Raw genomic sequence first — 13,156 nt, forward strand, 5'->3', positions numbered from 1 at the left:
CGTCGCGGAGTTCCGTTCGGCTGGAGCCGCGTTGCGCCACGCGCCGAGAGGCGACATGCACACCGGCGCTCCGACACCGTGATCGCTGCCCCCGACCGGACCGGTCGGGGGCAGCGCCGTGTCGGTGGGCAAAGATCCTCGCATCCTCCGCCCCGCTGGCCTATGTTCAGAGGGTCGGATCAGGCGGGGAGGGAGGGGCGCGGTGGGTCTGCGTACCTTCATCGCGGGCTGGCCGGTCTACCGGCAGCTCACCGGCACCGACCCGCTCGGCCGGGGCGCGGCGGCGCAGTCGGACCGGTCCGCCGGGTTGACCGCCCGCACCGAGACCGCCGACCGGGTGGTCCGCTCGGTCTGCCCGTACTGCGCGGTCGGCTGCGGGCAGCGGGTGTACGTCTCCGACGGGCAGGTCACCCAGATCGAGGGCGACCCGGACAGCCCGATCTCCCGGGGGCGGCTCTGCCCGAAGGGCTCGGCCAGCCGGAGCCTGGTGACCAGCCCGCTGCGGCAGACCACGGTCCGCTACCGCCGGCCGTATTCCACCGACTGGGAAGACCTGGACCTCGACACCGCGCTGGACATGATCGCCGATCGGGTCCTCGCCGCCCGCGAGCAGACCTGGGAGGACGTCGACGGCGACGGCCGGCCACTGCACCGCACGCTGGGCATCTCCAGCCTCGGCGGGGCGACGCTGGACAACGAGGAGAACTACCTCATCAAGAAGCTGTTCACCGCGATGGGGGCACTCCAGATCGAGAACCAGGCCCGCATTTGACACTCCGCCACCGTCCCCGGTCTGGGGGCCAGCTTCGGTCGCGGTGGCGCGACGGACTTCCAACAGGACCTCGCCAACGCTGACGTCATCGTCATCCAGGGGTCGAACATGGCCGAGGCCCATCCGGTGGGCTTCCAGTGGGTCATGGAGGCCAAGCGGCGCGGCGCGAAGGTCTTCCACGTCGATCCCCGGTTCACCCGCACCAGCGCGGTGGCCGACGCGTACCTGCCGATCCGGGCGGGCACCGACATCGCCCTGCTCGGTGGGGTGGTGCGCTACATCCTGGACAACGAGCTGGACTTCCGGGAGTACGTGCTGGCGTACACCAACGCGGCGACGATCGTCAGCGAGCAGTTCGCCGACACCGAGGACGGCGACGGCCTGTTCTCCGGCTACGACCCGAACACCGACAGCTACGTGCAGACCAGCTGGCAGTACGCCGGGCACGAGGGGGACTCCGGCAGCGGGCACACCGCCAAGGAACGCGACAGCGCGGCCGGCCTGCGGCACGAGTCGCACGGCGCGCAGGTGCACGGGCAGGCCCAACGGGACGAGACGCTCCAGCATCCGCGCTGCGTCTACCAGATCCTGCGCCGGCACTTCGCCCGCTACACCCCGGAGATGGTGGAGCGGGTCTGCGGCATCCCCCGGGAGAAATTCCTGGAGCTGGCGCGGGCCTGGACGGAGAACTCCGGCCGGGACCGCACCGGCGCCCTGGTCTACTCGGTGGGCTGGACCCAGCACAGCGTCGGCGTGCAGTACATCCGCACCGGGGCGATCATCCAGTTGCTGCTGGGCAACATGGGTCGTCCGGGTGGTGGCATCCTGGCGTTGCGCGGGCACGCCAGCATCCAGGGCTCCACCGACATCCCGACGCTGTTCAACCTGCTGCCCGGCTATCTGCCGATGCCGCACCACGCCGACCACCCGACGTTCGACGACTGGGTGGACAGCATCCGCCACCCCGGGCAGAAGGGTTTCTGGGGCAACGCGCGGGCGTACGCGGCGAGCCTGCTCACGGCGTACTGGGGGGACGCGGCGACGCCGGAGAACGACTTCTGCTACGACCACCTGCCCCGGATGACCGGCGACCACGGCACCTACCAGCAGGTGCTGAACATGATCGACGGCAAGATCAAGGGGTACTTCCTGCTCGGCCAGAACCCGGCGGTCGGCTCGGCGCACGGGCGGGCGCAGCGGCTCGGCATGGCCAACCTGGACTGGCTGGTGGTCCGCGACCTGTTCATGATCGAGAGCGCCACGTTCTGGAAGAACGGCCCGGAGGTGGCCACCGGCGAGATCGTCCCGACCGAGTGCCGCACCGAGGTGTTCTTCCTGCCGGCCGCGTCGCACGTGGAGAAGGAGGGCACCTTCACCCAGACCCAGCGGCTGTTGCAGTGGCGGGACAAGGCCGTCGAGCCGCCTGGCGACGCCCGCTCCGAGCTGTGGTTCTTCTACCACCTGGGGCGGCGGCTGCGGGAGAAACTGGCCGGCTCCCCCCACCGGCGCGACCGCGCCCTGCTCGACCTGGCCTGGGACTACCCCCTGCACGGCCCGCACGCCGAGCCGAGCGCCGAGTCGGTGCTGCGCGAGATCAACGGCTACGACGTGGCCACCGGTCGCCCGCTGTCCTCGTTCACCGAGGCCAGGGACGACGGCTCCACCGCTGTGGGCTGCTGGATCTACTCCGGCGTCTACGCCGACGGCGTCAACCAGGCCGCCCGGCGGAAGTCCCGGCACGAGCAGGACTGGGTGGCCGCGCAGTGGGGTTGGGCGTGGCCGGCGAACCGGCGCATCCTCTACAACCGGGCGTCGGCCGACCCGCAGGGCCGCCCGTGGAGCGACCGCAAGAAGTACGTCTGGTGGGATCCGCAGGCGGGCGAGTGGACCGGCTACGACGTGCCGGACTTCGAGAAGACGAAACCGCCGACGTACCGCCCGCCGCAGGGGGCGTCGGGCCCGGCGGCGCTGGCCGGCGACGACCCGTTCGTCATGCAGGCCGACGGCAAGGGCTGGCTGTACGCGCCGAGCGGGGTGCTCGACGGTCCGCTGCCGACGCACTACGAGCCGGCGGAGTCGCCGATGCGTAACCCGCTCTACGGCCAGCAGGCCAACCCCACCCGCAAGGTCTACGCCCATCCGGTGAACTCGGTGAATCCGAGCCCGCCGCAGCAGCACAGCCAGGTCTTCCCGTACGTGTTCACGGTCAGCCGGCTCACCGAGCACCACACCGCCGGGGCGATGAGCCGGACGGTGCGCCCGCTGGCCGAGCTGCAACCGGAGATGTTCGTGGAGGTGTCCCCGGAGTTGGCCGCCGAGGCGGGGCTGGCCCATCTCGGCTGGGCGCACCTGATCAGCGCCCGCGCCGTGATCGAGGCGAAGGTGCTGGTCACCGACCGGCTCACCCCGTTGCGGGTGGACGGTCGGGTGATCCACCAGCTCTGGCTGCCGTACCACTTCGGGTACGAGGGGCTGGTCACCGGCGACTCGGCCAACGACCTGTTCGGCATCACCCTGGACCCGAACGTGCTCATCCAGGAGAGCAAGGTCGGCACCTGTGACGTCCGGCCGGGCCGGCGACCGACCGGCCCGCCGTTGCGGGACCTGGTGGAGGACTACCGTCGACGTGCCGGCATCGTGCCCGGTGAGCGTCCGCCGACGGTGACGACCCGGGTCCGCCGGCCGGCGGGTCGCAGCGACGACGGGCCACGGGAGAAGGGCGCCGACCATGCCTGACGGCAACAGCCTGTACGGCCCGCTCGATCCGGCCCCGGACGCGGGCTGGACGTCCGCCGGCCCCCGGATGGGGTTCTTCACCGACACCAGCGTCTGTATCGGCTGCAAGGCCTGCGAGGTGGCCTGCAAGGAGTGGAACGCCGTCCCCGAGTCCGGCTTCGACCTGCTCGGCATGTCGTACGACAACACCGGCGCGTTGACCGCGAACTCCTGGCGGCACGTGGCCTTCGTCGAACAGCCGGTCCCGGCCGGGCACCGCAGCGCGGCGTTCGCCGGGAACCCGACAGGCGGTTCGGCGGCCGCGACGTCGGCGGCGGTCGCCGCCGGCACCGGCAGCACCGGCGGTACCACCCCGGGCGTACCCCCGGGTGACCCCGACGCCGCCGCCCGGATGGCCAGCCCGACCACCGCCACCCCGGACGCCACGGCGGCCGGGTCGGCCACCCGGTTCCTCGGGATGCCGGGGGCCGCGCCACCCGGCCGGGGCACCGGTGCCGAGTCCCGCACCGACTTCCGCTGGCTGATGATGTCGGACGTCTGCAAGCACTGCACCCACGCCGCCTGCCTGGACGTCTGCCCCACCGGGTCGCTGTTCCGCACCGAGTTCGGCACCGTCGTGGTGCAGGAGGACATCTGCAACGGCTGCGGCTACTGCATCTCCGCCTGCCCGTACGGGGTGATCGATCAGCGCAAGGGCGACGGCCGGGCGTGGAAGTGCACGTTGTGCTACGACCGCCTCGGCGCGGGGATGACCCCGGCCTGCGCCCAGGCGTGCCCGACCGAGTCCATCCAGTACGGTCCCCTCGACGAGCTGCGCGGGCGGGCCGCGCAGCGGGTCGCCACGCTGCACGAGCGGGGCGTGCCGGAAGCCCGGCTCTACGGCCACGACCCGACCGACGGTGTCGGCGGCGACGGCGCGTTCTTCCTCCTCCTCGACGAGCCCGAGGTGTACGGCCTGCCCCCGGACCCGGTGGTCACCACCCGGGACCTGCCCCGGATGTGGCGGCGGGCCGGGCTGGCGGCGCTGGCCATGACGGCGGCGGCCGTCGCCGCGTTCGTCGGAGGATCGTCGTGAGCGCGGGCCGGATCCCGGTGGGGGAGCGGTTCCGGGGCTTCCGTGCCCGGCTCGCGGCCGACGGCGTGCGCTCCTCCACCCGGCTCGGCCACGGCGCGAAGGTCGGTGCCGGGCCGGCCGGAGCCCTCGGCCCGGCCGACGCCGCCGACGCGCCGGTCGTCGTACCGCCCCGGGACGTGCCGCCGGTGGCGCGGCGGCGGGGCGGGCGCGGCGGCGAGGAACTGCGCGTGCCGGAGGCGGAGTTCACCTCCTACTACGGCCGGCCGATCCTCAAGGCCCCGGTGTGGCGGTGGGACATCGCCGCGTACCTGTTCACCGGCGGGTTGGCCGCCGGGTCGTCGCTGCTGGCCGCCGGGGGGCAGCTCACCGGCCGGCCGGCGCTGCGCCGGGCCGGTCGGGTCACCGCGTTGGGCGCGGTCACCGCCAGCGCCTACTTCCTGATCCACGACCTCGGTCGGCCGGCCCGGTTCCACCACATGCTGCGGGTGGCGAAACCGACCTCGCCGATGTCGGTGGGCACCTGGATCCTCACCGCCTACGGTCCGGCCGCCGGGTTGGCCGCCGTCGCCGAGGGTGCACCGCTGCTACCGGCACGCGGGGTGTTCTCCCCGGTGCGTCGGCTGCTGCCGCCGGCCGGGCAGGCCGCCGGGCTGGCCGCCGCCGTCGTCGCGCCCGCGCTGGCCACGTACACCGGGGTGCTGCTGGCCGGCACGGCGGTGCCGTCCTGGCACGAGGCGTACCCGGAGCTGCCGACCATCTTCGCGGGCAGCGCCCTGGCCAGCGGCGCCGGTGTGGGGCTGCTCGCCGCGCCCTGCGCCCAGGCCGGGCCGGCCCGTCGGATGGCGGTGGCCGGGGCGGCCCTGGAGCTGTGGGGCGCGCACTCGGTGGAGACCCGGCTGGGCCTGCTCAGTGAGCCCTACCGACTCGGTACGGCGGGTCGGCTGCTGCGCGCCGGTCGGCTGCTCACCGCCGCCGGGGTGGTCGGGGCGCTGGCCGGGCGGCGCAGCCGGGTGCTGTCCGCGCTGTCCGGCACGGCGCTGCTGGCCGCGTCGGTGGCCACCCGGTTCGGCATCTTCCACGGTGGGGTGGCCTCGGCGCGGGATCCGAAGTACACGGTGCTGCCGCAGCGCGAACGCCTCCGCCGCCGGCAGTCCGGGCTGGTCTGACACCCGCCGCACCAGCGGGGCGGGCCTGTGGTTGACTCGGGGGCGGAGGCGTTCAGGCGGCTGGTGCCCCTCCCAGCCTTCAAAGCTGGTGTGGTCCGGGATCCGGGCCAGGCGGGTTCGATTCCCGTCCGTCTCCGCCAACCACCGGGGGGATGACACGCATGGGTGAGGCGGCGGCCGATCCGCGTCGGCGGGTGCCCCGCACCGACACGCTGCTGGCCGATCCGGCGTTGGCCGCGGCGGTGGCGACCCTCGGCCGGGCCCGGGTCAAAGCGGCCGTCGGCCGTGCCCAGCAGCGGGCCCGGCACGGCGAGATCACCCCCGGCGAGGTCCGCGACGCGGCCCTCGCCGCGCTGCCCGCCCCGACCCCCCGGGCGGTGCTCAACGCCACCGGGGTGGTGCTGCACACCAACCTCGGCCGGGCCGTGCTCTCCCCGGCCGCCGTCGACGCGCTGGTCGCCGCCGCCGGCAGCACCGACGTGGAACTGGACCTGGTCACCGGCCGCCGGGCCCGGCGGGGCCGCGACGCGCTGGCCGCGCTGGCCGCCGCGGTGCCCGACGCCGCAGCCGTGCACGTGGTCAACAACGGGGCGGCGGCCCTGGTGCTCGCCGCGACCGCGCTGGCCGCCGGCCGGGAGATCGTGGTCAGCCGGGGCGAACTGGTGGAGATCGGCGACGGGTTCCGCCTGCCCGACCTGCTGGCCAGCACCGGTGCCCGGCTGCACGAGGTCGGCACCACCAACCGCACCACCCGCGACGACTACGCCCGGGCGGTCGGCCCGGACACCGGGTTCGTGCTGAAGGTGCACCCGTCCAACTTCGTCGTCACCGGCTTCACCTCGGCCGTCGGGGTCGACGAGCTGGCCACCCTCGGCGTGCCGGTGGTCGTCGACATCGGTTCGGGTCTGCTCACCGCCGATCCGCTGCTGCCCGCCGAGCCGGACGCGGCGGGCACCCTGCGGGCCGGGGCGCACCTGGTCACCGCCAGCGGCGACAAGCTCCTCGGCGGCCCGCAGGCCGGGCTGCTGCTCGGCGACGCCGACCTGGTCGACCTGGTGCGTCGGCACCCGCTGGCGCGGGCGCTGCGGGTCGACAAGCTGACCCTCGCCGCGTTGGCGGCCACCCTGCACGGGCCGACCACCCCGACCCGCGACGCCCTGCACGCCGACCCGGCCGTGCTGCGGGACCGCTGCGAACGGCTGCGCGACGCCCTCGGCGCGGCGGGCCGCAAGGCCGAGGTGGTGCCCAGCGTCGCCGTGGTCGGCGGGGGCGGCGCACCCGGCGTCGAGCTGGACTCGTGGGCGTTGAGCCTGCCCGAACGGTACGCCGCCGCGCTGCGGCTGGGTGATCCACCGGTGCTCGGCCGGGTGGTCCGGGGACGACTGCTGCTGGATCTGCGCTGCGTCCCCGCCGACGCCGACGACACGCTGCGCGACGTGGTGTTGCGGACGGCCGAGTAGAGATGCACGTCCTCGCCACCGCCGGGCACGTCGACCACGGCAAGTCCACCCTGGTCCGGGCGTTGACCGGGATGGAACCGGACCGCTGGGCGGAGGAACGCCGCCGGGGCATGACCATCGACCTCGGTTTCGCCTGGACCACCCTGCCCGGCGGCGACCCGGTCGCCTTCGTCGACGTGCCGGGGCACGAACGGTTCGTGCCGAACATGCTGGCCGGAGTGGGGCCGGTGCCGGCCGCGCTGGTGGTGGTCGCCGCCGACGAGGGGTGGATGCCGCAGTCGGCCGAACACCTGGCCGCCCTGCACGCCCTCGGCGTGTCCCATGGGCTGCTGGTGGTGACCCGGGCCGACCTGGCCGATCCGGGGCCGGCGACGGCGCAGGCCCGCGCCCGGCTCGCGGCGACCTCGCTCGGCGCGGTGGAGGCGGTGGCGGTCAGCGCCGTCACCGGCGTGGGCCTGCCGCAGCTGCGCGCCGCCCTGGACCGGCTGGTCGCCCGGCTGCCCGCGCCGGACACCGCCCGGCCGGTGCGGCTGTGGATCGACAGGGCGTTCACCATCCGGGGCAGCGGCACCGTGGTCACCGGCACCCTCGGCGGCGGCGAGCTGCGCGTCGGCGACCGGTTGACGCTCGCCACCACCGGTGAACCGGTCCGGGTGCGGGGCCTGCACCGGCTGGGGACGCCCGCGCAGCGGGTCGCCGCGGTGGCCCGGGTCGCGGTCAACCTGCGCGGGGTGCCCCGGGAACGGCTCGGGCGCGGCGACGCGCTGCTCACCCCCGACCGGTTCCACCGCACCGACCTGGTCGACGTGCGGCTGGCCGGTGATCCGGCAGGTGACCTGCCGGCCACGCTGACCCTGCACGTCGGGTCGGCGGCCGTTCCCGCCCGGGTCCGGCCGCTGGGCGGCGACACCGTACGGCTACGGCTGGACCGTCCGCTGCCGCTGCTGACCGGGGACCGGGCGTTGCTGCGTGACCCGGGCCGGCACCACGTCTGCGGTGGGGTGACGGTGCTGGACGTGGCCCCGCCGCCGCTGTCGCGTCGGGGCGCCGCCGCCGTCCGCGCCGCCGTCCTGGCCGACCTGGACGGGCGTCCCGACCTGGCCGGTGAGCTGCGCCGCCGCCGGCTCGTGCGGGCCGCCGAGCTGACCCGGATGGGTGTCACCGGCGACGCCACCCCGATCGTCGGGGACTGGTTGGCCGACCCGGGGCACTGGCGGTGGCTGGGGGTGCGGCTGGTCGAGGAGGTGACCGCCTGGGCGGCGGCGCACCCGCTGGAGCCGGACGCCCCGACCGAGGCGTTACGCCAACGCCTCGGCCTGCCCGACCGGGCTCTGGTGGAGGCGCTGGTCCGGCCGCCGTTGACGCTGCGGGTCGGCCGGATCGGCGTCGGCGTGCCCGGGCTGCCCGAGCCGGTGGCCCGCGCCCTCGACCGGGTCCGGGGCGAGTTCGCCGCCCACCCGTTCCGCGCCCCGGAGGCCGACCGGCTCACCGCGCTGGGCCTGGGCCCCCGGGAGGTGGGCGCCGCCGTGCGGGCCGGTGCGCTGCTGCGGCTGGCCGACAACGTGGTGCTGCTGCCCGACGCCGCCGACGCCGCGGTGCGGGTGCTCGCCCGGCTGCCGCAGCCGTTCACGCTCAGCGCCGCCCGGCAGGCCCTGGACACCACCCGCCGGGTGGCGGTGCCCCTGCTGGAGCTGCTCGACCGGCGCGGGGTGACCCGTCGGCTGCCCGACGACGCCCGGCTGGTCGTCGGCTCCGGTTGACCGGCAGGTGTCTGCGTGACGTGATGGCGGCGAACCGCCTCCGGCCCGGCGCGGGGTCGCCTACCGTGACGCCATGGACCCTTCGGCGGTCTGGCGGGACCGGAACCATCGCTGGCGGATCGAGGCGTACCGGGCGCCGGACCTGCGGTTCGCCATCTTCGCCACCAACGGCACCACCGAGTCGGCCCCGCTGTGGTTGTTCGGCATGGCGGCGCTGGCCCGCTGGTTGATGAGCCACGCCATCTCCCTGGACGACCTGGAGACGGTCTGACCGGGGGTGTCGCCCGGACGGGGGAATCCGCTCGGACTGTCCGCCTGCGCGCCGGGGGCGCGCTTACGGTGCGGGCGTGAAGGACCGAGGAATACGGACATTTCTGGCGGTGCTCGCCGGCCTCGCGGTGATCTACTTCGGGGTGACCGGGCACCGCTCCACCGAGGACGGCGGCGGGGTCTCCGGCGGTGTGGTGCTGTTGGCCCTGCTGGCCGCCCTGCTGGTGTGGTACCTGACCAAGCCGGCGGGCAACAAGCCGGTCGACTGACCGGCCGCGCCTCAGCGGGCCGCGGCGGCGGTGCGGGTCACCTCGCCCGCCGACTCCTCGCCGAGGGCCACCCGGACCAGCGCCGACGCGAGCCGGCCGAAGTCCGGCGCGGCGACCAGCCCGGCCAACCCGTGCGGATCGGCCGGCAGACCGAGGCGTCTGGCCCCGGCCAGGGTGCGCCGGTCGGCGTACGGGCGGACGTCCGGCCAGACCGTCTGCGCCTCCCGTAGGAAGATGTCCGCCCCGGTGGGGCCGATCCCGGGGAACTCGGTCAGCCGTCGCCGCAGCGCCGCCGGTTCACCTCCGGTCTCCCGGTGCATCCGCCGCAGGTCGCCGTGCCAGCGGTCCAGGCACAGCCGGGCGCCGGTGCCCAGCATGGTCGCGGTCCGCTCGTCGTAGCGGCGGTAGTGGCCGCGGCCCAGCGCGTCGACCCGGTCCTTCCAGCCCGACGCCTCCATCGCCTGCGGGGTCCGCCAGCCGGCGGCGAACAACTCGCGGGCGGCGGCCACCGCCACCTGGGCCCGGATCCGGGTGCTCAGCAACGTGGTGAGCACCAGCAGTTGGTAGAGCGGGCCGGGCCGGTCGGCCAGCGTGATGCCGGCGTCCTCGGCGTAGGTGCTGCCGTGGCGGGCCAGCAGCGTCCGGGCCACCCGTCGGTCGTCTCCCATCACCCGGTACTACCCGCCCTGACGCCGCTCAGCCCTGCTCGGGCGTGGCAGTCGGCATGCGCACCGTGCTGGCGGGTAACCCGGCGGTGGGCGCGGAGCATCCGCGCCCGTCCACCCGGAAGGAGACACCCGTGACGAACGTGCAGCAGCCCGAGATGCGCCGCGACGGGAAGAACCCGACCGTGCAGGACAGCAAGGTGCCGGGCGCGTCCGGTCACCCGGCCAACCGGGGCAGCTCGGCGGGGGACCGGGGCCGCCCGATGCCCCGTGGCCAGGCGTCCCCGTACGGTCCGGGCGGGTCGACCGCCGACGACGACAGCGACCGCCGCTGACCGCGTCGCCGCCCGACCGGGCGGCGACGCACGGACGGCCGGGCCGCCGCCCCGGTTGGCAAGCGGCGGCCCGGCCGCGCCGTCTCACTTCGGGTCGCCGGGTCCACGTTCGCCCTTGGGCCCGTAGGCCCGGTCACCCCGGACCATGCCGCGCTGGCCCCGGTCCTCCTGGAGGATCCGGTTGGCCACCTGGTTGGCCTCCTGGTCGGACGCGCGTCCCGACTGTTCGATCAGGTCACGCAGCCGCGCCCGTTCCTTGTCGTACGCGTTGCTTCCCGGCCGTGGTCCTGGCATGTCGCCTCCTCGGTGGTCCGCCTGCGGTACCCGCGCCGACTACCCGTCCCCGGCGCGGTCAACCACCGTCGACCGCGCGGTGGCTCACCGGCCGGTCGACGGTGTGCGGTCGGGGGTGCGTACCACCGCCACCGGGCAGGCGCTGCGGTGCAGCACCCCGTGGCCGACCGAGCCGAGCAGCAGCCCGGCCAGTTCACCGTGGCCCCGACCGCCGACGACCACCAGTTGGGCCCGGTGGGACGCCTCGGTGAGGGCGGCGACCGGGCGGGCGTGCACGGGTTCCCGGTCGATCGGCAGGCCGGGGTGCCGTTCGGCGAGCCCGGCGAGGCTTGCGGTGAGCACGTCGTCCTCCTCGTCGCGCAGCCGGGCCTCGTCGTACACCAGGGGTTGGAAGTCCCCGGGGCCGGCGGAGGCCGGATGGGTGTACGCGTGCACGGCCCGCAGCCGGACCCCGCGTGCGGCGGCCTGCGTGGCGGCGAAGTCCACCGCGGCGCGGGAGGCCGTCGACCCGTCGACCCCGACCACCACCGGTCCATCGTCGGCCGGGGTGCCCCGGGCGACCAGCACCGGGCAGTCGGCGTGGGTGCTGACCTGGATCGCCACCGAGCCGACGACCAGCGCGCCGAACCCGCCGAGGCCCCGGTCGCCGAGCACGATCAGCGCCGCGGAGGGGGAGGTGCCCAGCAGCACCGCCGACGCCTCGCCGTCGATGATCTCCCCGGTCACCCGGAGGCCGGGGTCGACCGTCCGGGCCTGTGTCACCGCCGTCTCGACGAGGTCCTGGGCGGTGCGGCGCAGGCCGCCGCCGGGGGGGTCGCCGGCGACCGGGTCGACGGGTGTGTGCAGCAGTGGCCAGATGAAGCCGTGTACCACCCGCAGCGGCCGGCGCAGGCGGGCCGCCTCGGCCGCGGCCAGCCGGACGGCGCGCAGCGCCGGTTCCGAGCCGTCCACGCCCACCACGATCGCCGCGCCGTCCGTCGGGTCCACCGTGCGCACCTCCCGCCCGGTTCAGTATCGCGGCTGGCGGGGGCCGGGCGGGCCGATACCGGCACCGTGACCCGCCCGGTGCGGTGCCCCGGGCGGGCCGCTTCGTATGATGCTTGCTCTGTAGCAAGAATTTCGGAGGACAACCATGCCGGACGCGCTCGCAGCGATGTCGCGTGCGCTACGTGAGGCCCCACCCGACCAGGTGGTGGAGGCCGTCGATCGAGCCCTCCGGTCGGAGCTGGCCGCGGTACGGGTCGACGCGTTCCTGGCCGACTACCGGATCAGCGGGCTGTGGTCGGTGCTCGACCCGGAGGTGTCCGCCGGCTCGCTCACCGGTCAGAGCGCCGCGCAACGCTGTTTCAGCGGCCAGCACCCGGTGCGCGACCCGTCCGACGGCGGGCGCTGCCGGGTCTGGGCGCCGCTGACCACCCGGGGGGAGCGGCTGGGGGTGTTCCTGGTCGAGCTGGTGGGCAGCCCGGACCACCCGACGGTGGAGCTGATCGCCGACCTGGCCGTCGACCTGGCCACCACGTTGCGGGCGGCCGACCGGGAGACCGACCGGTACCGGCGGACGCGGCGTCGGGAGCGGCTGAGCATGGCCGCGGAGATGCAGTGGGAACTGCTGCCGGGGCGCAGCGTCACGCACGAGGCGTTCCTGCTGGCCGGGCAGCTCGAACCGGCGTACTCGGTGGGCGGTGACCACTTCGACTGGTCGGTCGACCCGGGGCGGCTCACCCTCACCGTCCTCAACGGTGCCGGCACCGGCCTGGCCGCGGCGATGCTGACCGCGCTCACCGTCAACGCCATCCGCAACGCCCGCCGCTCGGGCGGCGGGTTGGTGGAGCAGGCGGAGCTGGCCTCGGACACGCTGTTCTACCAGCACCGGGGACAGCGGCACGTGGCGACGCTGTTGTTGTCGGTGGACACCGCCACCGGCCGGGCGCGGGCGGTGGACGCCGGTTCGCCGCGGGTGCTGCGGCTGCGGGGGACCACTGTCGAGCGGATCGCCCTAGAGCAGCAGCTGCCGTTGGGCATGTTCGCCGAGACCCGCTACACGGTGCAGGAGTTCGACGTACTGCCCGGCGACCGGCTCTTCGTGGTCAGCGACGGCGTGTACGACGCGCGACCGGGGGGTCAGGAGGCCTACGGTGAGCGGGCGATGGCCCGGTCGATGCGGTCGACTCGGCTGCAACCGGCGACGGAGGCGGTTGGTACGGTGATGCGCGAGCTGTTCGCCTATCATGCCGACACTGATCTACGTGACGACGCCGTCGTCGTGTGCCTGGACTGGTGCGGGCCGGGCGGGCGGCGCGAACGGTGATCGGCCGTCAGCGACTTACGACAGCGGACAATCGCAGGGGACAGCG

Annotated in this window: 12 protein-coding genes and 1 tRNA gene; 10 read left to right on the forward strand and 3 right to left on the reverse strand. The window is 75.0% G+C overall.

Annotated features, from left to right (window positions below; all coding sequences use genetic code 11):
- The first annotated feature begins 202 nt into the window (after positions 1–202).
- From fdh to ACWCHM_RS11745, 8 genes are all read left to right on the forward strand, one after another.
- A complete protein-coding gene (fdh, locus tag ACWCHM_RS11710; protein ID WP_454222430.1) occupies positions 203–3,508 on the forward strand; it encodes a formate dehydrogenase in 3,306 nt (1,101 codons plus the stop codon).
- Positions 3,501–4,583 (forward strand): 4Fe-4S dicluster domain-containing protein, encoded by a 1,083-nt coding sequence (locus ACWCHM_RS11715; RefSeq protein WP_204959764.1) that lies wholly within the window; start codon positions 3,501–3,503, stop codon positions 4,581–4,583. The genes fdh and ACWCHM_RS11715 overlap by 8 nt, the downstream gene beginning before the upstream one ends.
- Positions 4,580–5,749, forward strand: coding sequence for an NrfD/PsrC family molybdoenzyme membrane anchor subunit (gene nrfD / locus ACWCHM_RS11720; RefSeq protein ID WP_281897477.1), 1,170 nt, complete (start codon positions 4,580–4,582; stop codon positions 5,747–5,749). Before ACWCHM_RS11715 ends, nrfD begins: the two co-directional genes overlap by 4 nt.
- A gap of 44 nt (positions 5,750–5,793) precedes the next feature.
- A tRNA-Sec gene (locus ACWCHM_RS11725) sits at positions 5,794–5,889 on the forward strand.
- 21 nt (positions 5,890–5,910) lie between these two features.
- Positions 5,911–7,209 (forward strand): L-seryl-tRNA(Sec) selenium transferase, encoded by a 1,299-nt coding sequence (gene selA, locus ACWCHM_RS11730; RefSeq protein ID WP_454222431.1) that lies wholly within the window; start codon positions 5,911–5,913, stop codon positions 7,207–7,209.
- 2 nt (positions 7,210–7,211) lie between these two features.
- On the forward strand, positions 7,212–8,969 hold the full coding sequence (selB, locus tag ACWCHM_RS11735; RefSeq protein WP_454222432.1) for a selenocysteine-specific translation elongation factor: 1,758 nt from the start codon (positions 7,212–7,214) through the stop codon (positions 8,967–8,969).
- 73 nt (positions 8,970–9,042) lie between these two features.
- Entirely contained in the window at positions 9,043–9,240 is a 198-nt protein-coding gene (locus ACWCHM_RS11740; RefSeq protein ID WP_204959768.1) for a hypothetical protein, read from the forward strand.
- A 76-nt stretch (positions 9,241–9,316) separates the two neighbouring features.
- Positions 9,317–9,508, forward strand: coding sequence for a hypothetical protein (locus ACWCHM_RS11745; protein ID WP_088645872.1), 192 nt, complete (start codon positions 9,317–9,319; stop codon positions 9,506–9,508).
- An 11-nt stretch (positions 9,509–9,519) separates the two neighbouring features.
- Here ACWCHM_RS11745 and ACWCHM_RS11750 read toward each other — a convergent pair whose 3' ends face one another.
- Positions 9,520–10,176: a hypothetical protein gene (locus ACWCHM_RS11750; RefSeq protein ID WP_454222433.1), complete on the reverse strand. Its 657-nt coding sequence runs from the start codon at positions 10,174–10,176 to the stop codon at positions 9,520–9,522.
- Between the two features lie 131 nt (positions 10,177–10,307).
- On the opposite strand from ACWCHM_RS11750, the gene ACWCHM_RS11755 reads away from it, so the two are divergent.
- Positions 10,308–10,508 (forward strand): hypothetical protein, encoded by a 201-nt coding sequence (locus ACWCHM_RS11755; protein WP_281897485.1) that lies wholly within the window; start codon positions 10,308–10,310, stop codon positions 10,506–10,508.
- 84 nt (positions 10,509–10,592) lie between these two features.
- Here ACWCHM_RS11755 and ACWCHM_RS11760 read toward each other — a convergent pair whose 3' ends face one another.
- Both ACWCHM_RS11760 and ACWCHM_RS11765 read right to left on the reverse strand, forming a co-directional pair.
- Complete coding sequence (locus tag ACWCHM_RS11760; RefSeq protein ID WP_204959771.1) at positions 10,593–10,802, reverse strand: phosphatidylethanolamine-binding protein; 210 nt, start codon at positions 10,800–10,802, stop codon at positions 10,593–10,595.
- A gap of 84 nt (positions 10,803–10,886) precedes the next feature.
- Positions 10,887–11,789 carry a universal stress protein gene (locus tag ACWCHM_RS11765; protein WP_204959772.1) on the reverse strand — a complete coding sequence of 301 codons (903 nt, stop codon included), beginning with the start codon at positions 11,787–11,789 and terminating at the stop codon, positions 10,887–10,889.
- A 145-nt stretch (positions 11,790–11,934) separates the two neighbouring features.
- Here ACWCHM_RS11765 and ACWCHM_RS11770 point away from each other — a divergent pair, with 145 nt between their 5' ends.
- A complete protein-coding gene (locus tag ACWCHM_RS11770; RefSeq protein ID WP_454222434.1) occupies positions 11,935–13,110 on the forward strand; it encodes a PP2C family protein-serine/threonine phosphatase in 1,176 nt (391 codons plus the stop codon).
- Positions 13,111–13,156: the final 46 nt, after the last annotated feature.

It is taken from the genome of Micromonospora sp. SCSIO 07396 (assembly GCF_053667945.1).